Below are 21895 nucleotides of genomic sequence, written 5' to 3'. Positions count from 1 at the left end.
GCTCACTCCATCCTCTGGGCGATCAGGCGGGCGGCGAAGGCGGCCGCGGTGACCAGCGCCGAGAGCCCGGCGAAGAACCCGCGCGGGATGCCCAGCAGATCGGGCGAGGCGAGCGAGAGCCCGGCCTCGAGCCCGGACAGCAGGCCCGCGATCAGGATGAGACGGATCGACCAGGCGCGCCGGATCAGCGCGCGCCACTGGGGCACGAGGTGCATGGGGAATCTCCTTTGGCTGGAGGCTCAGCGCGGGACGCGCTGCAGGACGGTCTTGATGTCGGCGCGGAGCTCGCGCAGCAGCGCGTTGGTCTCCTCGCGGTCGCGCTGGCGGGCGGTGAGATCCTCGGCGCGCTGCCGCTGCCAGCGGGCCTCGAGGGCGCGGATTTCCTTGGCCAGCCGGGCGGTCTCGCGGTCGAGCGCGGCGGTATTGGCGCGGGCGCGCGCCTCGAGCCGGACCGACCAGACGGCCAGTCCGAGCAGCGAGAGCATCACCGCCCACCAGTCGCGGATCTGCGTGGTCAATTCCTGCATGGGGCCTCCGGCGGATGGGAGCGCGCGGTGCTGGTGACGGTCATGGCGGGCCTCGTCATGGGGGGCAGATCAGCCGGTGAGGTGTTCGCGGCGCTTGAACAGGCGGACGCGGCCGGTGCGGAAGACCTCGTTGATGCGATTTCCCTCGGCCCAGCGGACCCGGACGGCACTCAGCGCCGAGGCCTCGGGGGCGCCGGTCGGGACGGCAAGATCCTCCATCCCGGCCTTCAGCGGCGCGTCCCAGATGCAGCCATGGACCAGCCGGGGCTGGCGCGGCATTGGCAGCCGCAGCATGCCGGAACAGATGTCACCCCAGGCGAAGCCCGCCCCAGGGAAGGACGTGAAGGCCGACCAGGTGCCGGTGATCTCGGGCTGGACCGAGATCTGGAGGGTGGAAGTGGTCTTGTTGGTGGCGACGGCCTCGAAGACCAGCGCATATTCGTAGCCGTCCTCGAACTCCGGCGTCTCCACGTTCTGGATGCTGCCCGCCTTGTCATAGCTCCAGATCAGGCCGGTGGCGCCGTCGCCGGGCCGGAGCATGTCATATGGGTGCCAGCCCGGGATCACCGCGTCGGGGGCGTGGGCCAGGATCGCGGCGCGCAGGATCGCCCCGGTCACAGCGCCGTAGATGTCGGAAAACGCGTCCTTCGCCTGGGCCTCGGTCAGCTGGTTCACCCCGGCCGGAACGAAGCTGCCGGAGGCGAAGCTGCCCAGCGTGATCCAGCCATTGTTCGGGACATTGCGCATTTTCAGGGCGCGGGCGGCGGTATCGACCCAGATCATGCCGGCCGCCGTCTCGGCGGGCGGGGTCGCGCCCGCATTGCCGCTCTGGATCGCGGAGAGCGCGCCCTGCAGCATGGCGAAGGCCTGGGCCTTGGTATGGCCGGTGTCGAGCAGATAGGTGGCTTGGGTCATGTCATCCTCATGCGGCCTGGAGGGCGGTCACGGTCAGGCCCGTGATGCCGATGGTGTAATCGGGGCTCTCGACGCCCAGGACCGCGCGGAAGCGGAAGGCCCGGCCCGAGAAATCGGCGGCATCGAAGCTCTGCCAGGGCCCCCAGCGGGCGGTTTCGGGGGCGTCGTCGGTCAGCGAGACCTGCAGATCGACATCGCCATAGGCATCCGTCGATCCGAGCCAGAGCCGCGCATCGGGCGGCGTCCACATCGCCGTGCCGGAGGGCTGCCAGAACAGGTCCCGGGCCTCCGAGATCAGGAGCTCGATATCCGAGATCAGCCGCACCGGCTGGACCGCGCCCAGATCGATCCGGCCCGCGAAGGCATAGCGCGCGCGGGTCTGGCCCGGCGCCATCGCCAGCACGCCGCCCGCCGCGTGGCAGCCGGTGGCGGTCCCGGCAAAACCCGGGGCCTCGGCCAGGGTGGCGACGGTGGTGGTCGGGATGATCGAGGCGGCGCGGACCGCGATCCCCGAGACCGGGCCGGGCGTGCCCATCGCATCATAGGGGCGCGCGAGATAGGTGCCGGATTTGAGCGGCAGGGTCGCCTCGGTGACGCCGCCCGAGACCGATTTTCCGATGCCGGTCGAGCTCTGCCAGCTGGCGCCCGCCTGCGCGGTTGCGTGGCGGAACTCGATCCGGCCGCCCTGGCGCACGTCGAGCGAGGGATGCCGGTCCCAGCGCAGCATCGCCACCGCGCCGCCCGAGGCCTGGACCGAGAGCCCGGTGATGGCGCCCGGCGGGGCGTTCTCGCCCTGCACGGCAGTGGCGCCTGCCCAGGCCCAGTCCGACCAGATGCCGCGCGCGTTCCGCCCGCGCACGCCGAAGGCATAGGGGCCGGGCGCGACATCGTCGATCATGTCCTCGGGCGTGTCGGTCAGGCCGCGCAGCGTGGGCCCGGGGGCCGAGACCGGGCGCCAGGCGAATTGCCAGGCGTCAATGAAGGGATTGTCGGTCGTGGCCGCCAGCCGCACCCGGGTCTTCACCCCGCCGCCGCCGCGGGTCTCGTACAATTCCTCGGTCATGGTCGGCGCGCTCACCACCGGTTTTGCGGTCGGCGAGGGCAGCGTCGGCACACCGCCCGCAGGCTTGGGCATCTCCTCCGAGGTCCGCCAGTCGAAGATCGCGGGGCCGGTCTCGATGCAGCTCAGCGTGACGCGGACCCCGTCCTCGCCGATATGGACGGTGCGGCCGGTGACCTCGAAGGTCTTCGCCGTCCAGCCCCGGCGCGGCAGGCTCACCCGGATATTGTCACCCAGCCGCACCGGCCAGGCGGCAAGCGAACAGGGCAGCGTGACCTGCTTCTGGCGGCGGCCCTTCAGGAGCGCCAGCTTCATCAGCCGCTGGCCGCGGGCAAAGCCGGTCTCGCCCGGCAGTTCGCCCATGTCGAGCACCAGCGGCTCGCCATTGTCGGCGGCGATATAGGTGGCGCTGTCCAGCACCGGCAGGTCGGTCACGACATGCTCGTTCTCCGGATCGGCATATTGCGCCTTCACGGTGTTGAACTGCTCCTCGAAGGGCTTGCGCGCGGTGACCTGGATGCCGCCCGTCAGCATGTCCTCGGTGACGGTGAAGGCGGGCTCCTCCCAGGCCGCACCCCCGACGGTCAGGCGGCCGCGCTCGCAGGTCCACCAGCCGCCCCAGGAGGAAGACAGGTCGTTCAGGTTCTCGGCCGCCGTGGCCTCGGTCTCCAGCACGCCGTTGAAGGCATAGCGGTTCTCGGTTCTGCCCGAGGCCAGCGGCACCTGTTCCTCGGCCAGGTTGGCCAGGGCGAGGATCGTGTCCTCGTCGAGATCCCCGGGGCGCCAGCCCGGCCCGCCGCGGAGCTGCGGCGTCAGCATGTAATCGCGCAGGCAGAGCGCGGGGTTGGTGCTGTGCTTCCTTCCCCGGAACCAGAGCGCGACCGTGCCCGCCGTCCTGTCGATCTCGACATAGATCGTGCCGCGCCGCCCGGCGACGGCCGAGACCGGCAGGGTGGCCCTTGCCAGCTTCGGCCCGGAGGCCTCGCCGGAGAAAGCGCGGAAGACCAGGTCGTCCCCGGTCACCCCGAGATACGCCCCATAGACTGCGCCGCCCTGTTCCCAGATCACGCCCTCGGGGGCGTCCGGGAAAGCGACATCGAAGGCCGCGAAGAGATCTTCCTCGCGCTCCATCCAGTTCGCCTCGAGGATCTCGCCCCGGGTCGCGGTCAGATCCGGGCTGAGCCCGGCCTCGGGCTCAAGCCCGCCGGGATAGCGGCGGCCGAAATAGAAGCGCGCGGCGATGGCCCCGCCGGTCCAGGGCGCGGCCGTCTCGCCCTTCGGATACCCACCGCCGCCGACCTGTCCGATGGCGCCGTCATCTGTTCCGGCCCAGTTCGGAACTGTACTGGCGGCCGTGGCGGAGGCGAGCGCCGAGCTGGTCCATTCGCGCGGATCGAGCACCTGCTTGCCGCGGGCGCGGACCCGGATCTGGGGCGCGCCGCTGGGGAAGAGGTCGCGGTCGTAATCGGCCTCGAAATAAACGTAGGCCACGCCGCGGAGCCGATGCGCCTCGGTCCATTCGCGGGCGGCCGCGACATAGCGGGCCTCGGCCGCCTGATCCTCGCCGCCATTATGGACGCGGAGGCGCACGCGGCCTTTGTAATCGCTTCCGACCTGGCCCCAGTGATAGGGATCGCCCGTGCCCGCGGCTTCATCGCGGCGGTATTGCGCCTCGGTCCAGACCAGGGTCTCGCCCAGCCAGATCTCGACCGCGCCGTCGATCTCGTGGCAGGCCAGCGGCATGATCGAGTGATAACGGCGATGCGGCTTGCCCCCGGCCTCGGTGGTGGCGCGGGCGACGATGGAACCCCCGAGCATGCGCTCGCCATAGAGGATCCGGCCCGTGGTGACCGGCTGGATCCGGTTCAGCGTGATCTCGTCGCGGGTCTTGGCCTTGGGCTTCTTCGCCATCGCCATCTGGATGCCGGTCAGCACGGCCGCGAGCGCGGCCTGGCCCATGATGGCGGTGGCGGTCAGCCCCGCCATCCAGCCGCCCGCCGCCGCCCCGAGCGCCGCCACCACCGGCGGCATGGCCGCCGCAGGGGTCGCCGGGAGGATCAGCGCCAGACTGGCCAACAGGACCAGCGCCAGCGCTGCGATCATGCGCCGGATCAGTCGATACGCCATGCCGCCTCCGCCGTCAGGACCGGGCGGCGCACCAGGCCGTTCCGGCCCATATGCTGCGCATAGCGCCCCGTCACCACGCCCATGGCGCCCGGCATCGCGCCCTCGCAGGCGGTCATCACCCAGTCGCCGCGCCGCGCGCCCGCGACCGGCAGCCGCGCCAGATGCGCGTCGACCAGCGCCTCGATGGAGCCGAAGCCCAGCGAAACCAGCACCTTGGCGACCCCGTATTCCGAACCGTATTCCGGCAGCCCCGGGATCGGATCTTCCCAGGTCATGCTCCGGGCGACGGCGCGGCAGAAGCCCAGGCAATCGGCCGTGCCCCAGGCAAAGGGCCGGTCTTCCCAGTCCCGCACCGCGGCCGACAGGCGCCGTTCCCAGCCCGCGCGCCGCATCAGGTCCGCCCCCAGGTATCTTCGCGGTTCTGGATCGCCTGAACCAGATCGAAGCCCTGATCGCCCGGGAAGCGCTTCTTCTGGTCCTCGGGCAGGTAGTAGCACGGGAACTTGCGCCCCAGCGCCATGCTGCGCGGCTCGAGCGCCAGCGTGGTGGTGGCGGTGTCGGGGCCGTCATCGCTCTCCATCGTGTCGGCGACCCCGTCGAAGAGCACATCGGCCGTCTCGATCTGGCCGGTCTCGTCGAACAGTGCCAGGAACACCGTCACCCGGCGGCGCTGGAACTCCTCGAGCTCGGCCAGCGCCACCACCTCCGGGTCGAGCCCGGAAAGCGTGATCGACAGCCCCGGAATGCCCTCGCCCGAGGTCGCCTGCGCCTCGCCGACCGAGAGCATCTGCCCCGCGCCCAGATAGGTCACGCCCTCCCAGTCGACCTCGCCATATCCGGTGAACATCGCCAGATCGCCGGTATCGAACCGGCAGCGCACCAGCAGGCCCAGCATCCGGTCTCCGCTCGCGTCCATCACAGCGCCTCTCTGATTTGCAGTGTCCTTGTCCGAACCCGCGCCTGGCTGACGGAGAGCACGGTCTCGGGACCGGCCAGCGCCCAGCTGCCCCAGGGCGCGCGCATCGCCACCGGATCGCCCGGGGCGACGGGGCGGCGCAGCCGGGGCCAGAGCGTGACACTCTGCCGGAAGGCGGGGGTGGGGGCCTCGGCCGCGGTCACGATATGCAGATGCCGACCGAGGGTCAGGTAATCGCCCGGCAGCGCCCGGTCGCCCGCCCTGGCGAGCTGCAGCACCAGCGCCTGCGCCCGGGCATTGGCCGCGACCGCGACGGCAGGATCGGCGGAGATCTTCCCATGGGGGCCGTCATACTCCATCGCCGCCATGTCGAGCTCGAAGCGGCCCGCGGGTCCGTTGAGGCTGGCGATCCAGCCCGAGATCGCGGCACTCTCGCGGGCATCGACTGCCGCCAGCACCAGCTCGGCCGCCCACATGCCGCCCATGAAGTCATAGGCAGTCTGCGCAAAGCTGTATGGGCTCTGCACCCGCAGGCTGCTGGTGATCTGCTTCAGCGTGAGCGAGGCCACGCGGACGGCATCGGGTGGGAAGGCCATCAGCGGCCCTCCCGGCGCTGGCGGGCATAGACCCGCTGCGCCTCCTCGCGGGAGACCTGGCGCACCGCCTCGGCGATCTGGCGCGGATCGGCATTGGTCTGGGCCACGCTGACATGCACATCGCCCATCCGGACCGAGCCGCCGCCGATGCTCGCGACCCCGAGCTTGCCATTGCCGAGCCGCGTCAGCGGCAGGATCGCCTCGGGGCCTGCCTCGCCCATGAGCCCGGTCGTGGGACCGCGCATCGGAAAGAAGGTCGGCCGGTCGACCACGCCGCCCGCGGCAAAGGCCCGGACCCGGCCACCCTCGAAGATATTGCCGAGCGCGCTTTTGGTGGTGGCGCCACTCGCGCCGCCCGCGCCCCCGAACATCCCCGAGAACAGACTGTCGAAGAAGCCGCCCAGGGCATTCGAGAGCGGGCTCATCGCCCGGTCGAGCAGGTCGTCGAGCATCCGGTCGGCCAGCTTGGCCACCGCATCGCCCGCGTCGCCCGAGCCCTTCGCCAGATCCTTGAAGAAGGTCTTGAAGCTGTCGCCGGTCTCCTTCGCGGTATCGGCCAGATCCTTCGTCTTCTTCTTCACCTTTTCGATCCCGGCGCCGTCATCGGCCGCATCGCCGATCCGCGCGAGGCTGGTGGCGGTATTGCCCGCTTCCTCGGACACCCCGGCCAGCGTCTCCTTCAGCGCCTGCATCGAAGCCAGCGGCGTGCGGATCATCGCATCGGCAATGCCATTGGCCTCAAGCTTCAGCCTTTTGGCCTCTTCGCCCGCGGCTGCCGCCGCCTCCTTCGCCGCCGTCAGCCCATCGGCCGCGCCATCTGCCGCTGCCTTCATGGCTTTTGCCCCGGGCACCAAGTCGGGCAGATCGGCAAATTTGGCCAGAAAGCCCGACCACTTCTCCTGGAAGTACACCATCACATCGCCCCAGGTCGCCTTCATCCGGGCGCCGAGCTCGTCCATCCTGAGCCGCATCAGCTCGGGCCCCATCACGATCCGGTCCCAGACCTCGGCCGCGACATCCTTCATCAGCTCGAGCGCCGCGCCGAAGCCGCCCGCCGCCTTGACCAGCCGCCCGAACCAGAGCACCAGCTCGCCCGCGCCCACCACCAGCGCGCCGATCCCGGTGCGCATCAAGGCTGCCCGGGTCAGCAGAAGCTTTGCGTTCAGCGCGGCCGCCGCCACGGTCGCCGCCGCGAAGCTGGCCGCGAACCGACCGGCGATCAGCGTGGCCGCCGTGCCGGCATAGGCCGCGACCCGGTCGAGATTCGACAGGACCAGATCAAGCGCCGAGGACAGCGGCGCGCCCTTGCGCCAGAGATCGGCAAAGCCGGTCGCCAGCCGCTCGATGCCGGGGGCCGCGGCCGCGGCCAGCTTGTTGCCCAGCCCGGTCGCCACCAGCCCCAGCCGCGAGACCGCGTCATTGGCCGTCTCGATATTCTCGGCATCGATCTCGGAGACCACGACGCCGAAGTCTTCCACATCGCGCGCAGCCTGGCGCAGCGTGGCCGGATCCATGCGCCCCATGGCAATCGAGCCCTCCTCGCCGAAGAGCTGGCCCGCCACCGCCGCCCGTTGCGCCGCGGGCACGAAGTCGGCAATCGCCGCGTTGATGGTCGCGATCCGTTCATCGAGGGGCAGCTTCTGCAGCTCGGCCGCGGTGAGGTTCAGCTGCCCGAGCGCCTTGACGGCCGGGCCGGTCCCGGCGGCGGCCTGGCTGAGGCGCCGCGTCAGATCCTTGGTCGCCTGCTCGACCGTGCCCATGGCGACGCCCGAGAGATCGCCCGCGCGCGAGAGCACCTGCACCGATTTGACGGTGGTGCCGAGCGATTGCGCGAGCTTGGCCTGGGCATCGATTGCGCCCATGGCCTGCCGGGGCATCAGGCTGAGCGCGCCGGTCGCGGCGGTGACCGCGCCCGCGAGCCCGATCTTCACATTGCGCGAGAACTGCTTCGAGCGGTCATCGGCCGATTTGAGCCCCGACCGGAACTCGGCCGAATCGAGCCCGAGATTGACGCGCAGCGCGCCGATCACCGCCTTCAGGGCCATGGGTCACCTCTTCGTCTGTTCTTGCTTCTGGAAGCGCGCATGCATCACGCGGGCGCGCAGGATCATCGCCGCGGCCTCGCGCTTCGGGTCGGACGGCAGGAGGAACTCCTCGGCCCGGGGAAAGTCGGGCGTCCGGGTAAGTGCCGCGACATGCCAGGCCAGCCAGCGGTCGCGATGCTGGCCGACCTTCGCCCGGGCCGCGGCGCCCGCCATCTGGGCGCGGTAGAGCCCCGGGGTCAGGGACCAGAAGGCGGCCGGATCGAACCCGGCCGCGCAGTAGTCTTTCAGAAGATCGAGCCAGCCCGCCGGGCTCAGGCCATGTCCGGCCCCTTTCCCGGGTCCGGCTTTCCCGGCGCGGGATCGTCCTCCGCCGCCAAGAAGCCGCAGGCCGCGATCACCCGGCCCAGCACCGGGCCGAGCCCGGCGCCCAGATCTTCGGCCACCTCGCCCGCCTGGCGCAGCGTCGTGCCGGGGCGGTGATCGCGCATCGCGGCCCAGAGGATGAGCCGCATGGTCCGGACCGAGCCCGCCTTCAGCGCGGCCATGATCTCGGCCAGCGTCTGCCCCGCCTCCTCTTCCAGCTCGGCAATGGCATTGAAGCTCAGGATCAGCCGGAGCTGTTCGCCGCAAGCCTCGACATCGATCTCGCCCTTCATCGGATTGGCCATGGATCAGCTCCCCACACCGGTGATGGACAGACTGCCGGTGACCCGGAAGGCCGCGGTGATCTCCTGGAACTCGCCCACGGTGGCGGGGGGCACGTAGGATTTGAGCCAGCCCTCGAAGGTCCAGACCGTGCCGCCCGGGAAGCTCACCCGGATCTGGCGCACATTGCCGCTGGCCTTCATCCCGATCAGCAGAGTGTCGGTGGCCGAGCCTTCGACCCAGTTCATGGTGACCGAGCATTCGCCGGGATCGAGCAGCCCCGGGCGGAACTCCTTGGTCCGGTTCGGCGACTTCATATGGGTCGCCTCATGTTCGTCGCGCTGCTGGTCGGGCAGCGACACCGACTTGACCTCGGCCAGCTCCAGGAAGGTCGTGGCGGCGGCGTCCTCGGCCACTTCCACGCCATAGCCCCAGGCGATATCCGCCTCGCTCATCTCTCGTTCTCCTCGTTGTGAAGCCTGTGATGGATGATCAGGTCGGCCAGGATCCGGTGGATCCCGCTGCCGTCCCGGTCGGAGTCGAGCCCGTCGCGCAGGGCCTCGACGAAGATGGCCCTGAAGTCGGTGCCGCCATGGGGGCCGCGGATCCGGTCGAGCCGGGCGACCAGACGCGCCTCGACCTCGCCCGCCCCGGCCAGCGTCGTGGCCAGGATGTCGGCCTGGATCCGGGTCCGGCGCAGCGTGGTGACGCCCTTCATGTGATAGTCGCGCGTCGCGCCGACCCGCATCAGCACCACGGCCGGGAGCCCCTCGCCAGGCGCGCGGCGGCCCCAGGTGATGCGGGGGCCGAGCAGATCGGCGAGGGCCGGATCGCTCAGCAGCAGGTCGGTCAGATCGGCCTTGAGGCTCATCGGCCGCCCCCCTTCCCGACCTTCTTCGCGAGCCGCTTCGCCCGACGGGCCACGGTCTTCGCAATTTCGCGCCCGAGCCCCTTCGCGATATCGGCCAGCACCGCCTCGCGGGTCGCGTCCCAGGCCGGGCGCATGAAGGGCTGGGCGGGCATGGTGCCGGTCGAGCCGCCGCGTTCCAGATGCCGCTCGACGGTACCGAACTCGACCAGATGGGCATGGGGCAGCGCTGCGGCACCGCCGAAGATCTCGACCGCCGCCTTGTCGTCGCGCACGAGGCGGCGGTGATCGCGGCGCTGCTTCGGGTCGAGCCGGGTCGAGACCGCGAGGCTCTCGGCCAGATCGCCGCTCGCCTGCGGCGCCAGATCGCGGGCGCGCTCGACGAAGATCCCCAGCGCCGCCTTGCCGACCCGGCGCAGCACGCCGCGCCCGGTGGATCTGGGCAGGTGTTCCACCATTATCTGTTCCAGGTCGGTCAGGCCCTCGACCGTGACGGGTTGCTTCCTCATGCCTCCTCCTTCCGGCCATTGCTGACGGCCGAGACGTCGACCCAGCGGCCGCGTTCGGTGACGCCGGTGATGTTCCAGACATGCCCGCCCGCCTTCATCCGGTCGGCTGCAGTGAGGCCCAGGACGAGATCGGAGCGGCGCAGGGTGAAGCGGGCGGCGCGCACCGCGCCGATCTGGCCCGCCGCCGCGCGTTCGATCTCGGACAAGTCCGTGCGCGCGCCCCAGGCCGCCCCGAGGCGCTGCCATTTGCCCACCTTCTCGTTCAGCGCGTTGCGCCCTTCGCCGTGCCGTTCGAAGGTGACGCGGCAATTCCGGCGGATGGTCATTGGCGGCACCAGCTGGTCGGGCGCCGATAGCGCGCCTGCCGGATCAGGGCGCGCGCCCCGAAGGCGATGCGGGGGCTTTCCACCGTCTCGACGGCGATCCCCGCGTCGATCCAGTCCCGCGCGATCAGGATCACCGCCTGCGCCAGCGTGGGCGGCACGGTGTCGGGGCCGACATCGAGGACGATGGAGAGGGCCGCGCCATCCGGGACGCCCGCGAGCGCGCCTGGGGCAAAGAGGATCTGCGGCTCGCTTCCTGCAAAGGCGAGGCGAGCGGCATCGGCCGCCAGCCAGGTCTCCCCCACATCCTCGCCGGTCCAGCTGACGCCAATGAGCGTCCGGGCGGGCGCTACCGGCACCCACCAGCGCCGCCCCTGTCCGGCCACGGTCTCGAAGCGGACCCGGCGGGGCGTCAGCGGGCGGCGCGTGGCGGTCTCGACCGCCGATTGCGCCGCCTGGAGGCACGACGCGACATGAGCCGCATCGTCCTGGCCCAGCTCATCCCCGAACCCCGCTCGGCAATACGCCTCGACACTGACGCCGAGCGGAGGATCCGTTTCCAGGATCATGCCGTCGCCGCATCCTTGTCAGCGGCTTTGTCAGCGGCCTTGCCCTGCTTCGGCGGCGCGCCCGTCCGGGCCTTCGCCTCGGCCGCCGCCAGGGCAGCCTCGCGCTCGGCCAGCGCCGCCTCGCGCGTGGCCAGATCGGCGGCTTTCGCCTCCAGCCCGACCGGATCGGCCGCCGCGGCGAGCTGGGCCTCGGCCGCCCGGTCGAAGACCGTCGCCACCGGGTCCTCACCCCGGGTGAGCCTGGCGGCCAGCGTGGGCGCAAACCCCGCCACCTCGCCACGGTTGTAGCGCCCATGGGCGCGGCGGAACTTGAGGATCACCTTGGTCATGGTCTTGTCCTTCTGCTGAGTGATCAGAGCGACCAGCCGGTCGCGGTGAAGCCCGCGATGGTCTCATCATGGCTGGGCGCGAGGTCGTGTTCGGAGACCGCGCGCATCAGCGTGAGATCCCGCTGGAAGGCCGAGATCGTCTCGCCATTGGCATCGACGAAGGCGGCCTCGGTCGAGGCGGCGATGGCGATCTGCATCGCGTCGCCGATGATCACCTCGTCGAAATCGGCGAAGGTGATCTCGGTGCCGTCGCCGCCTGCGCCCAGGTTGTCGGGCACCTGCGAGGTGGTGCGGATCGGGTAGCCCTTCAGCGTCCCGCTGGCATCGATCGAGGGGAAGACCGGGGCGCCGCGATCATCGCGCAGGCTCGCGAGCCAGTTCTTGGCCGAAGCGCGCATGATCCAGCCGGGGCGGACCATGCCGACATTGGCATCCTCGACCGTCGAGACCGCCCAGCGAACCGCCGCCTCGGCCGCCGCCGCCGTGCCCGCGATGCCGTCGCGCCAGTTCGCGGCCAGCGCCCAGTTGCGCAGCCCCTTGGGCGTGTCGTTCGCGCCGTCACCGCGCAGGAAGGCCAGATCCTCGCGGAGCGCCATCGCCTTCAGCAGGTCATCCCGGGCATGCTGGGCCATGGCGACCGAGGAATGCCGCAAGAGGCTGTTCGAAAGCGGCACCAGCGCGCGCAGGAGCTTGAAGGACTTGTCGACCGCATCGAAGCTCATCTCGCTTTCGGCAATGGCCGAGGTCTCGGCGCCGTAGCCGGCGGTCGCGCCCGCCGTTTGCCGCGCGGTGCGCAGCTCACCGGCCGGCATCGGCACGGTGCGCGCGCCCGAGGCCCGGACGGTGACGCGCGGGCGCAGCAGCGCGATCAGCTCCTCGGATTGCGCGGCGGGAATGGTGATGCCGCCCGCGGCTTCCGAGGCGCCCGACATGATCGCGGCGACGCCGGAATGGCCATCGCTCTCAAGCCGCTCCACCGCACGCGCGCGGTCGCCCCGGCAGGCCGCCAGCGCATGCAGCATGAAGCCCACCTCGACGCCCCGATGCGCGGGATTGCGAGGCGTGGCGGCCTGCGGCGCGGGCTGTTGCCCAGGGTTTTGGGTGGCGGCCGGATCGTCGCCCCCGGTTGCGGCGGCGGCGCGGGCGGCCTCGGTGGCCTCGGCCCGGCCGACCTGGGCGTTGAGCGTCTCGAACCCCGCCTGGGCCTCGGCAAAGGCGGTCTCGGCGGCGGCGATGGCCTCGGCATCGGGGGTCTCGGCGCCTTCGAGCGCGGCCAGCGCATCGGCGCGCTCCTGCATCTGCGCGGCCGCCGCGCGGCGCTCGCGGCGCAGATCGTTCAGGTCACGGGGTTTGGGCATGTCGGTCTCCTGGTTGGCAAAAGCAGAAGCCCCGCCCGGAGCGATCCGGACGGGGCGGCAAGTTCCCGATCTCGGGAAGTCTGTCGGGAAGTTCAGAGCGTGGCGCGGGCCTGCGCGGCGGCGGCTTGCGCCAGGTGGCCCCGGCCGGAGCCCCGGCGGGCGGCAGCAGGCTTCGGCGCATGGGCGGCAAAGATCCGGTCATAGAAGGCCGCGCGGGTCTCGGCGCGGTCGGCAAGGCCGCGGGCGATGGCCGCCTCCGGCCCGAAGGTCGCACCGCCATCGGCCGGGTCGTCGGTCACGGAAAGCCGCGCGGCCAGATCCCCGGGGGCGATGCCCCGGCCGCGGGCGACATCGGCATGGAAGGCCGCCTCATGGGCATCGAGATCGCGCCGGATCTCGGCCCGGCCCGCCTCGGTCTCGGGGTTCGGCAGCTTGGCGCGGGCATGGGTCGAGGTGAAGATCTGCCATTGCTGGCCCGCCCCGTCCGGGCCGACCGGCCAGCCCGCCTGGCGCATGATGCCGATGGAGCCCGCGAGGCTGCCGGGCGTCATCGCAATGTCGCTGCACTGGCTCGCCAGGTGATAGCCCATCGAGGCCGCCAGCGGATTGACCAGCGCATGGACCGGCTTGACCGCTGCCAGCGCCGCGATGGCGCCTGCCGCCGCCGCGCCCCCCAGCACCAGCCCGCCCGGCGTGTCGAACTCGATCACCACCGCCGCCACGTCCTCCTGGGCGGCCAGCGCCCCGCAGGAGGCCTCGATGCCCGCGAAGGTCGCCCAGCCGAGGAAGCGTTCGAGGATCTCGGCATTGGGCGTCAACACACCCCGCACCGGCATCACCGCCACGCCGCGGGCGACCGCGTAGCGCTCGCCGCGGGCCACCTCGACCGGCCCGGAAAGCGCGGGACCGGCAGCAGGCGCGGCGGGCAGCGGCAGGGCCAGGAGCCCCGCCCCGAAGTCGCGGTCGAGCGCCAGGGGGGCGGCGCCCAGAAGGCTGGCAATCGTCATCTCCATCAGTCCTTGTCCTCTTCGGTCCCGGTCTTGCTGTCGTCATCGCGGGTCATGTTGGCGGCGGGGTTGAGGCGGTCGCCGTCCGCGACCGGCGCGCGGCCGTCCTCGGCCCGGGCCTCGTTCGCGGTCAGGAACGGGCCGCCCACCGCCGCCTTCAGCGCGTCGTAACGCTCCTTCGTCGTCGCCTGCATCAGCGCGTCATAGTCATGCCGGAAGAAGAGCCCGGCGCGACGCTCGGCCTCGGTCAGCACGCCGAGCGCCAGCTGCGCCTCGACGAAGCCGCCCCAGTGCAGCAGGCAGTCGGTCTTGTAATCGATGGCCTGCTGCTGGCCGTTGGCCTTCACCCCGTGTTCCAGCATCTGCAGCTTGGAGGGCGGCACCCGGTAGATCGCGGCGATCTGCTCGCGGTCGAACTTGCGGCTTTCCAGGAGCTGCTGATCGGCGGCCGAGAGATCGAGCGACTTGATGTCTTCGGTGGCGCCGATGATCGGAATCCCATTGGCCTCGGGATCGAGCAGCGCATTGCGGACGCGGCGGGCGTTGCGGTGCCAGGCCTCGTCATCCTCGTAGACATCCTCCATCTTCAGCACCGCGCGCATCTGCACGCCCGAGGCCGCCCGCGCCGCGGCCTCCTGACCGGCCAGCGCCAGGCCCACGGATTCCGCCGCGACCTGAAGCGGGCTGCGGCCGGTCCAGCCATCCTCGGCCATGTAGCGCAGATGCACCATGGCCCGGGACGGCGCCCGGCGCTGGATCCCGGCGCCGTCCTCGAAGGCATAGAAGCGCGCCCGGCCGTCACGGAGCTCGGCGCAGAGATCGGGGCGGATCACATCCAGCAGCGTCAGCTCGCCCGCCCCGTCGCGGGGCGCATAGGCATAGCCCCGGCCGCGCAGCGCGAAGGCATAGACCAGCGCAAAGCGCGCGACCCGGGCCGCCACCCCCGGCGCGGATTCGGTGTTCAGCAGATAGGTCGCGGCATGCTCGACCACTGGCTCGGCGCGGCTCGGCCCCATCCGCTGGTAGAGCCGGAGCGGCACCTTGGCGAGATCGCCCGCGATCACGTTGCAGCAGGCAAAGACCGTGGCATGGCGCTGTGCCGCCAGCGGCGTCACCACCGGCAGCGAGCGCACGCGCGATTGCCCGCCCGCCCAGAGATCGCCGAACCAGGGCGACGGGGCGCGCGTGCCCGAGGGCTCGACCGACGCCATGGCCGCGGTGACCGGCGGTTCGCGCCGGGGGGCGGGTTCGGAGACATCGGCCCTCCGGCCGCGCGTGAGGAAAGGAAGTCCGATCATACCGTTGCCACGTCCCGTGCCCTGCGTTTGCCCGCCTCGGCCTCGGCGCGGCCGAGCGCCATGATCGCGGCCACCGCCGGATCGATCCGCCCCTTCGAGCGCGCCTTGTTGGGCTTGATGTTCTCGGCCGCATCCTCGTCGCGATGGACATTGCCGACCGCCCAGGCCAGCACCGGATTGCCGCCATGCCGGATCCGCCCCTGTGCCACCGCGCGCTCGAAGCGCTTCATCGGCGAGGACATCGAGGCATAGCCCTGGCCATGCTCGACCAGCGGAAAGCGCCGCTTCACCAGCTCCTTCGCCACATACTTCATGCCCCAGCGGTCATAGGAGAGCTCGCGCAGATCGAAGTGGCCCCGGATCCATTCCAGCCGCTCGATCACCCGGTCCTCGTCGATCACGCCGCCGCCATGCACCTCCAGCCAGCCCTCGTCGCGCCAGGCCACGTATTCCCGCTTCTCGCTCTGCGCCCGCGCGATGAAGCCCTTCGGCCCCGAGGGCAGGAAGGAATAGCTGATCAGATAGACCAGCCCGTCCTTCGGGATCGCGACGCAGATCGAGGTCAGGTCGGTGGTCTTCGAGAGGTCCAGCCCGACCCAGGCGGGGCGGCCATAGAGCGCCTCAAGCGCGAAGGGCTCGGCGCCCGTGTCCCAGATCTCGCGCCCGATCCAGGACTGCGCGCCCTCGGTCCAGAGGTTCATGTGCAGCCGCCGGAAGTTCGGCATCTTGCCCGAGATCACCGTGGCCTCGCGGTAAAGCTCGGCAAAGCGCTCCTCGCTGAAGGCCACGCCGAGGTTCGGATTGGCCATCTTCCAGGCCACCGGATCGCCCGGATCGCAGTCGGCCGGCGGCTCGGCGACATAGGCAAAGAAGCTGTCATCGGCGACATCGCCGCGCAGCACGGTCTCGGAATAGGCGCGCAGCTCGCCGCAGATCGAGGCCATGTCGGCGCCCGCCGTGGTGATCGCCCAGTCGATGGGCTGGGCGCGGGCGATCATCGAATTGACCACCACCTCGGCCAGTTCGCGGTCGGTCCAGCGGTGCACCTCGTCGCGGGCGACGAAGCTCGGATTGATGCCATCGGCCGAGTTGCCGTCGCGGCTGAGCGTCCGGATCGTGCCATTGGTGATCGCGGTCGAGATCAGGTGCTTGTTGCCCGTATCCATGAAGGCCGAGAGCGCAGGCGCGGCCTTGATCATCCGCCGGAGCTCGCGGAACAACAGCCCCGCCTGATCGCGCGTCGTCGCGGTGCAGAAGCCCTGGGGCGCCGCCTCGCCGTCGAAGAGCTGGGTGAAGAGCATCGGCACCGCCGTGTCGGTGGTCTTGCCGTTCTTCTTCGCCACCTGGTGATAGGTGGTGCGGAAGCGGCGCAGCCCATCGGCCTGCTTCCAGCCGAAGACCGAGCCATGCCGGAAGGCCTGCCAGGGCGTCAGCTCCAGCGGGCGGCCCGCCGCCGGACCCGTGGTGTGCTGGATCAGCCGCGCGAAGTTCAGAACGCGGCTTGCCAGCTTGCAGTCGAACCAGAGCCCGCGGTCGCGGCCCGTCTCCAGATCCATCAGGTGGCGTTCGCAGGCGAGCCGCACCAGCGCGCCCGCCACCTCGCGGCCCTCGATCACATCGAGCGCATAGCGCGAGACCGGGTGGTCAATCGGGTCCATCGAGTGTCCTCATGATCTCGCCGAAGAGATCGCCCTGCCCGCCCGCGCTCATCCGCGCCTCGTCGACCGGCGTCATCCCGAAGCGCGCGGCGAGCTGGTTCATGGTGGCAATCGCGTCCTGGCGCTGGCCCCAGACCGCGCGCTTCTTCTGCTGCCGCCCGTTCCGGGTCTCGACCTCGTACCAGCTGCCGAAGGCCGCGATGTCGCCGGTGAAGCGGATGACATCGGCCACCGCCTCGCAATAGACGGCGAACGGATCGTGATAGGCCGGATCGAGCCGCCGCTTGCCCGCCAGCACCGGCGCGAGCCGGTCCCAGGCGTCGCGCCCCTCGGCGCTCATCCAGTCGGGCGCCTCGGGCACGGGCGCCGTCTGGTCGGCCTTCATCGGCACGACATTGTCGAGCTTCGGCTTCTGACCGCGCATCGGACCTCCATCAGGGGCTTATAATCGTGGGCTTTTTTTGCCAATTCGGCCCGCGCAACAAGAAAGCTCCCATGCGCGGTTCCCGAGGGGGGCCGTCGATTTTTGGACACCCCCCCCGGTGTCAGGTGCGACCCAGCACCTCGCGGGCGGTCTTGCGGCTGTGGCAGCTCTTGCAGAGCGCCTGCCAGTTCGAGCGGTCCCAGAACTTTGCCCGGTCGCCCTCGTGCCGCGCGATGTGATCCACCTCGGTCGCCGGGGTCACCAGCCCGAGCCCCGCGCAATCGGTGCAGAGCGGGTTGGCCTCGAGGAAGGCGGCGCGCGCCTTCTTCCAGGCGGGGCTGGCATAGAGCTTCGAGCGGCGCCGGATCTCCTCGGCCGTCTTCACCTTCGCCCGCCGCGCGCGGCCCCGCGCGATCCGTTCCGCCTCATGCTCTTCGCAGAGCGCGGCACCAGGCACAGCGAGGTCGTCGCAGCCAGAGGCCGCGCAGAGCTTGCGGATCGTCATGGGTGAGGCCTCCCGCAAACGCAAAGCGCCCGGGGCGGGGGTTCCGCTCCGGGCGCAGCTTGGGTGACGGCACTATGTCAACCGGGCTAGAGAAACGTCAAGAAAAATGTTTCCAGGGGGCTGGCCGCAACGGGACGGTGCAGGGGAACGCGGTTCGAGACTATGAAAACAGGGCTTCGAGAGCTGAGACGACTAACGCCCGATCTGGTTTGGTTAGCACACTGGTGGTTCTTGCAAACGCCGCCAGTTCACCGGCAAGGTGCGCATCGATAGCGCCCGTCTTTGTCGCGCCACACTTCCTGAGCCGATCCTCTCTCATCCTGACGACAACAGAAAAGGATACGACTGTTTGACCAGTCCGCGATTTTGGCAACCCGGGAACTTGGCCGTCGTCCAGAATGCAATCTCCACGATAACCCGACCCTGAATTCAAGTGAAGGAAAGCGAAGACAGGAGAGCCGCCTATAGTGCCAAGGCACAGGTGGAACTTCTCTTTTCCCGCCGTAGGACTGTGGAAGCGGACAACGTCGCCAGCTTCAAACATACGGCGAATATTCCGCAATCATCGCTGCTTGGTCAAAATTCGGCTCATCGAAGAGCAGGCCGAGTTTCATCTCGTAGGCGGCCTTCCCGCCATCGTCACGCCACGCATCCACATAAGCCCGGTCTTCATGGGTTAGCTTCCGAATTTGCCCGAAACCAAGACGGAGCACTATCGTGAGCGCGTCGTTGAGAGCTTGAATATCGCTCTCCGAGAGGAACTCTTCCGGATCCAACTCCCCATCTATGGGGTAGTAATTCTTGAATTTCCCGCCACGCTCCACCGTCTTCCAAGGAAGCTTCCCAACGCCGAAGTCGCGTAGGGCTTTCAGGTTGCCCTTAAGAAAATCGTACGCCAAAGACGGCACCGGGCCATGGCACATCGCCGTGTAATTATCATAGGTGATAGGCCTGCCCCACTCGTTGAGATGAGCCCGGTCCGCTAAGAAGAGCGTTTTCACAAGCTGGTACTGCGAAACAGGAGATTTTCTCCCGCAAGCTTCCTTCATCACATGATAAAGCGATGCCAAGATGCGGGGCACACTCGGCGTCATCACTGCAAACGTTGGGGATTCCGTGCTCATCTCGTCCGACCCTTGAACGGGCTTCCATATAGCGGATTGTAGCATTATTCCAAGCCGGTGTCAGAAAAGTTGATCGACCGAGATCATGTTGATTCAATGCACCTTTCCTCCTGCGGCACACTGTTCAACCCCACATGGGCGTTTTTGTAGCAGATCCGCAGGCGCAGTCCGCTCAACTACCGCTTCCTCACCCCCACGGCCGCATCGGCGGCATGTCCCGGGTGACCTCGATCCGCGTCAGGTCCGCGCCTTTCAATGCCGCCTGCACCGCCAGCAGATAGCCCCACCAGTCGAGATAGGCCCGCCGCGCCGCCGCGATCCGGGCAGGGGTCGGTTCCCAGACGCAAGGCGTGAAACGCACCGCATGGTGGACGATCACGCCCTTGCGGTTGCGGCGCGGGATCGGCTGCCAGCCCTCGACCCCCAGCGTGGCGGCATCCGCCGTCTTCGAGTGACGGCCCCAGCGGTTCACCATCCAGTCCTCGGGCTTCAGCCGCGGACGGGCGTCGGGCATCCAGTCGGGGGTGCGGCCCGCGCGGGCGAGATCGGCCACCAGTGTGGCGGCGTACCAGGGCAGGACGTTCCGAACCACGGTCGCGATCAGCTCGGCATCGTCATGCGGGCGGGACCGGCTGCGGCTGGTGTCGACGCGCGTGCCCAGCCGGGCGCGTTCGAGGGCCACGTATTCCATGCCGAAGGGGCGCCAGCCGGTGCCGCCGACCGCTTCGATCTCGTCATGGTCGAGCTGGGCGCATTCGGTGCCGAAGGCCCATTCCAGCGCCGCGCGCACCGGCATCGCGCGCCGACTGCGCGGCGCCGTCTGCACCGGGGAACGGAGCGCGGCCGTCATGCCGCTGTCCCCGCGAGATCGGCGATGCGGCGGCACTCTTCCATCTGCTGCTCTCGGGCCGCAAGCCAGCGACGTTCGGCATCGGTCAGGTCGGCCGGGGCGATCCTGCGGAGGCGGTCAAGCCGCAGGATAGCGCCCCGCGCCTCATCCCTGACGCGACCGAGAACATAGGTCCCCGGCCAAACGCGGTTGTCACGCAACTCATCCAGAAGCTCTGGCGCCCAGCCCTCGGTCAAGGCCCCCTGCCCGATAGGATGCTTGAAAACGGCACGCATCAGCGGCGACGCCCGGTCGTCCGGTTTCTGGATTTTCAGAGCTTCTTGCCGAATACGATTGCTAGTCGGGAAGATGTCTTTCGCCTCGCCCCCGGCGAGGGCCGCCATCTGTTCTTCCAGCGCGGCCAGGTTCGACGCGCTCATGTAGGCCAGCCGTTTCTCGACATCGACCAGCATTTCTTCGAACCGGGCTTTCGTCAGCTTGCCCGACTTCACCAGCCCCCGCCGCAACAGCGGCTCGATCAGCAGCGCCCGCACCCGCTTTTCGCCCTCGGCCTGATCCTTCGCGTCCATCTCCGCCTCCTTTCTCTCTGCCTTGCCCGACCGCCTCAGGACTGTCCCGACACTGTCCAGCGGACATTTGCGGGACGGTTGCGGACAGTTCGGGACAGTCCCGCCCCTTTCTCTGCCCTTTCGGGGTTATCCACAGGTCCTGTCCTGTCAGACCGACGCGAACCGTCCATGTTCCTGTCCTTTTCTCTGTCTATGTCCCTGTCGTGCAGGACAGTCTGAGACTGTCCGAGACTGTCCCTGAACTGTCCTCGGGACAGTTGCGGACAGTCTTGGGACAGTCTGGAAGTTACTCGCGGGCGCGGGCGGCCCGGTTCACGTCGAACATGTGGCTGGACCAGGCGGCGAGCGCCCGCTCGACCCAGGTCGAGCCGCGATAGCCGCAGCCCTGTTCGACCAGCCAGTCGTCCATCCAGAGGATGGCGGCGTCGTTCTGCGCCAGCTCGGGATGGAGCCCGGCCACGGCCGAGCGCAGCCGCTGGCGCCGCTTGGCGGCGTTCGCCGCCTCGTTGCGCGCCCGGTTGTCATGCTTGCGCGACAGCGCCTCGAGGACCATGGCGGTGACCCGGCCGTGCATCAGCCGGATCTGGTCGCCGCAACGGCAGGGCTGCCAGTGATGAAGCGGCCCGTATTCCATCTCGCTCAGCCGCCGCAGCCGCGCCACGTCGACCGCCAGCAGCTTGGCCAGCTGCTCGGGATCGTCGGGCAGCGTGCCCACCGGCTTCTGGTCCTGCGACAGGCAGATCAGGTCGAAATACAGCGCCCGGCATTCCTCGGTGCCCTTCAGCCGCATCTCGCTGTTGAGCCATTCGCGGTGATACCAGGTCATGAAGTAATGGCCGTTCAGGTCGTCCTCGGGGCCGAGCGGATAATCAGGCAGCTCGGCGGCATCGACCGGGCGAAGACGGGAGGCGGCAAGTGTCATGGCGTTACCCCTTTCGCCGCCAGCGCCATGGCTGCGGCCAGAACGCGTTCCCGGGCGGCGCGGCCGCCCCGGGTCAGGGCATGGGAAAGGTAATCCTCCGAGAACCCCAGCGCCCGGCTGGCCTTGCGCTGCGAGGCAAAGCGCAAGCCCCCGATCTCGAAGGGTTTCGGGGCCCGGCCGGGGCGGCGCTGCGGCCGGCCGATCCGGTCGGGATCGCCATCGCAGATCGCCCGCCAGACCGCCTGCGGCGTCACCCCGAAGCGGGCGGCGGCGGCATGGGCATCAGTGAAGAGCTCGCCCCGGATCCGCACCGGCATCGGCGCAAGCCCCTTGCGGCCCGTCCCCACCAGATCGAGCCGCCCCTTGCGCGCGGCCGAGCGGATCGCCTCGGGGGTCACCCCCAGCGCCCGGGCGGCGCTGGCCGCATCCGGATAGGTCGTGCCGCGGATCGTCAGGTCGGTGTAAATCCGCGCGGCCATCACATCCCCAGGGCCTCGCGATAGAGCTGCAGCACCGCCTCTTCCTCGGCGATGTCCTCGGCATGGCGCTTGCGCAGCGCGATGAGCCGACGCAGCGCCTTGGTGTCGTAACCGCGGGCCTTGGCTTCGGCCATCACCTCCTTCTGCTGATCGCCGAGGGCGGCCTTCTCTTCGGCCAGGGCCTCGAAGCGCTCGATGAAGCCGCGCAGCTCGTCGGCCGCCACCCGGTATGTCTTCTCCCGCACCGCCTCATCCGCTGCGGTCTCCTTCAT

28 protein-coding genes are annotated in these 21895 nt (G+C 69.8%); all 28 read right to left on the bottom strand.

Features of this window, described 5'->3' with window-relative positions; translation table 11 throughout:
* Positions 1-2 precede the first annotated feature (2 nt).
* Entirely contained in the window at positions 3-215 is a 213-nt protein-coding gene (locus ACK8CO_RS12790) for a hypothetical protein (RefSeq protein ID WP_414896857.1), read from the bottom strand.
* A gap of 24 nt (positions 216-239) precedes the next feature.
* Entirely contained in the window at positions 240-527 is a 288-nt protein-coding gene (locus ACK8CO_RS12785) for a hypothetical protein (protein ID WP_414896856.1), read from the bottom strand.
* A 69-nt stretch (positions 528-596) separates the two neighbouring features.
* Complete coding sequence (locus tag ACK8CO_RS12780) at positions 597-1442, bottom strand: hypothetical protein (RefSeq protein WP_414896855.1); 846 nt, start codon at positions 1440-1442, stop codon at positions 597-599.
* Positions 1443-1449: 7 nt separating this feature from the next.
* Entirely contained in the window at positions 1450-4629 is a 3180-nt protein-coding gene (locus tag ACK8CO_RS12775) for a hypothetical protein (RefSeq protein ID WP_414896854.1), read from the bottom strand.
* Positions 4614-5021 (bottom strand): DUF6950 family protein, encoded by a 408-nt coding sequence (locus tag ACK8CO_RS12770; RefSeq protein ID WP_414896853.1) that lies wholly within the window; start codon positions 5019-5021, stop codon positions 4614-4616. Before ACK8CO_RS12770 ends, ACK8CO_RS12775 begins: the two co-directional genes overlap by 16 nt.
* Positions 5021-5545 carry a hypothetical protein gene (locus ACK8CO_RS12765; protein ID WP_414896852.1) on the bottom strand — a complete coding sequence of 175 codons (525 nt, stop codon included), beginning with the start codon at positions 5543-5545 and terminating at the stop codon, positions 5021-5023. The genes ACK8CO_RS12770 and ACK8CO_RS12765 overlap by 1 nt, the downstream gene beginning before the upstream one ends.
* Positions 5545-6141 carry a hypothetical protein gene (locus tag ACK8CO_RS12760; RefSeq protein WP_414896851.1) on the bottom strand — a complete coding sequence of 199 codons (597 nt, stop codon included), beginning with the start codon at positions 6139-6141 and terminating at the stop codon, positions 5545-5547. The genes ACK8CO_RS12765 and ACK8CO_RS12760 overlap by 1 nt, the downstream gene beginning before the upstream one ends.
* A complete protein-coding gene (locus ACK8CO_RS12755) occupies positions 6141-8186 on the bottom strand; it encodes a phage tail tape measure protein (RefSeq protein WP_414896850.1) in 2046 nt (681 codons plus the stop codon). Before ACK8CO_RS12755 ends, ACK8CO_RS12760 begins: the two co-directional genes overlap by 1 nt.
* A gap of 3 nt (positions 8187-8189) precedes the next feature.
* The gene (locus ACK8CO_RS12750; RefSeq protein WP_414896849.1) at positions 8190-8399 is read right to left on the bottom strand and encodes a hypothetical protein; all 210 of its coding nucleotides are present in this window, start codon (positions 8397-8399) and stop codon (positions 8190-8192) included.
* A 98-nt stretch (positions 8400-8497) separates the two neighbouring features.
* Complete coding sequence (locus tag ACK8CO_RS12745; protein ID WP_414896848.1) at positions 8498-8854, bottom strand: hypothetical protein; 357 nt, start codon at positions 8852-8854, stop codon at positions 8498-8500.
* 3 nt (positions 8855-8857) lie between these two features.
* Positions 8858-9286, bottom strand: a complete 429-nt coding sequence (locus ACK8CO_RS12740) for a phage tail tube protein (RefSeq protein ID WP_414896847.1) — start codon at positions 9284-9286, stop codon at positions 8858-8860.
* Positions 9283-9702, bottom strand: coding sequence for a tail completion protein gp17 (gene gp17 / locus ACK8CO_RS12735; protein ID WP_414896846.1), 420 nt, complete (start codon positions 9700-9702; stop codon positions 9283-9285). Before gp17 ends, ACK8CO_RS12740 begins: the two co-directional genes overlap by 4 nt.
* Positions 9699-10208, bottom strand: coding sequence for an HK97-gp10 family putative phage morphogenesis protein (locus tag ACK8CO_RS12730; RefSeq protein ID WP_414896845.1), 510 nt, complete (start codon positions 10206-10208; stop codon positions 9699-9701). The genes gp17 and ACK8CO_RS12730 overlap by 4 nt, the downstream gene beginning before the upstream one ends.
* On the bottom strand, positions 10205-10534 hold the full coding sequence (locus ACK8CO_RS12725; RefSeq protein ID WP_414896844.1) for a phage head closure protein: 330 nt from the start codon (positions 10532-10534) through the stop codon (positions 10205-10207). Before ACK8CO_RS12725 ends, ACK8CO_RS12730 begins: the two co-directional genes overlap by 4 nt.
* Positions 10531-11100: a hypothetical protein gene (locus ACK8CO_RS12720; RefSeq protein WP_414896843.1), complete on the bottom strand. Its 570-nt coding sequence runs from the start codon at positions 11098-11100 to the stop codon at positions 10531-10533. The genes ACK8CO_RS12725 and ACK8CO_RS12720 overlap by 4 nt, the downstream gene beginning before the upstream one ends.
* Positions 11097-11429, bottom strand: a complete 333-nt coding sequence (locus ACK8CO_RS12715) for a hypothetical protein (protein ID WP_414896842.1) — start codon at positions 11427-11429, stop codon at positions 11097-11099. The genes ACK8CO_RS12720 and ACK8CO_RS12715 overlap by 4 nt, the downstream gene beginning before the upstream one ends.
* Positions 11430-11452: 23 nt before the next feature.
* Positions 11453-12787, bottom strand: a complete 1335-nt coding sequence (locus ACK8CO_RS12710; protein WP_414896841.1) for a phage major capsid protein — start codon at positions 12785-12787, stop codon at positions 11453-11455.
* A 92-nt stretch (positions 12788-12879) separates the two neighbouring features.
* Complete coding sequence (locus tag ACK8CO_RS12705) at positions 12880-13800, bottom strand: S49 family peptidase (protein WP_414896840.1); 921 nt, start codon at positions 13798-13800, stop codon at positions 12880-12882.
* Positions 13800-15092 (bottom strand): phage portal protein, encoded by a 1293-nt coding sequence (locus ACK8CO_RS12700; RefSeq protein ID WP_414896839.1) that lies wholly within the window; start codon positions 15090-15092, stop codon positions 13800-13802. Before ACK8CO_RS12700 ends, ACK8CO_RS12705 begins: the two co-directional genes overlap by 1 nt.
* Complete coding sequence (locus ACK8CO_RS12695) at positions 15089-16750, bottom strand: terminase large subunit (protein WP_414896838.1); 1662 nt, start codon at positions 16748-16750, stop codon at positions 15089-15091. The genes ACK8CO_RS12700 and ACK8CO_RS12695 overlap by 4 nt, the downstream gene beginning before the upstream one ends.
* Positions 16737-17174 carry a P27 family phage terminase small subunit gene (locus ACK8CO_RS12690; protein ID WP_414896837.1) on the bottom strand — a complete coding sequence of 146 codons (438 nt, stop codon included), beginning with the start codon at positions 17172-17174 and terminating at the stop codon, positions 16737-16739. The genes ACK8CO_RS12695 and ACK8CO_RS12690 overlap by 14 nt, the downstream gene beginning before the upstream one ends.
* 121 nt (positions 17175-17295) lie before the next feature.
* Positions 17296-17679, bottom strand: coding sequence for an HNH endonuclease (locus ACK8CO_RS12685; RefSeq protein ID WP_414896836.1), 384 nt, complete (start codon positions 17677-17679; stop codon positions 17296-17298).
* A gap of 536 nt (positions 17680-18215) precedes the next feature.
* Positions 18216-18803, bottom strand: a complete 588-nt coding sequence (locus ACK8CO_RS12680) for a Panacea domain-containing protein (protein ID WP_414896835.1) — start codon at positions 18801-18803, stop codon at positions 18216-18218.
* A 187-nt stretch (positions 18804-18990) separates the two neighbouring features.
* The gene (locus ACK8CO_RS12675) at positions 18991-19653 is read right to left on the bottom strand and encodes a hypothetical protein (RefSeq protein ID WP_414896834.1); all 663 of its coding nucleotides are present in this window, start codon (positions 19651-19653) and stop codon (positions 18991-18993) included.
* A complete protein-coding gene (locus ACK8CO_RS12670; protein ID WP_414896833.1) occupies positions 19650-20222 on the bottom strand; it encodes a hypothetical protein in 573 nt (190 codons plus the stop codon). The genes ACK8CO_RS12675 and ACK8CO_RS12670 overlap by 4 nt, the downstream gene beginning before the upstream one ends.
* A gap of 286 nt (positions 20223-20508) precedes the next feature.
* Positions 20509-21144, bottom strand: a complete 636-nt coding sequence (locus ACK8CO_RS12665) for a hypothetical protein (RefSeq protein ID WP_234153952.1) — start codon at positions 21142-21144, stop codon at positions 20509-20511.
* Positions 21141-21623, bottom strand: a complete 483-nt coding sequence (locus tag ACK8CO_RS12660) for a hypothetical protein (RefSeq protein ID WP_414896832.1) — start codon at positions 21621-21623, stop codon at positions 21141-21143. The genes ACK8CO_RS12665 and ACK8CO_RS12660 overlap by 4 nt, the downstream gene beginning before the upstream one ends.
* On the bottom strand, positions 21623-21895 hold the full coding sequence (locus ACK8CO_RS12655; RefSeq protein ID WP_414899023.1) for a DUF2312 domain-containing protein: 273 nt from the start codon (positions 21893-21895) through the stop codon (positions 21623-21625). The genes ACK8CO_RS12660 and ACK8CO_RS12655 overlap by 1 nt, the downstream gene beginning before the upstream one ends.

The organism is Rhodovulum sp. HP10 (genome assembly GCF_047553435.1).
In the GTDB taxonomy this organism is placed as follows: Bacteria; Pseudomonadota; Alphaproteobacteria; order Rhodobacterales; family Rhodobacteraceae; genus Rhodovulum.
This window is presented reverse-complemented; position numbering and strand designations above follow the sequence as displayed.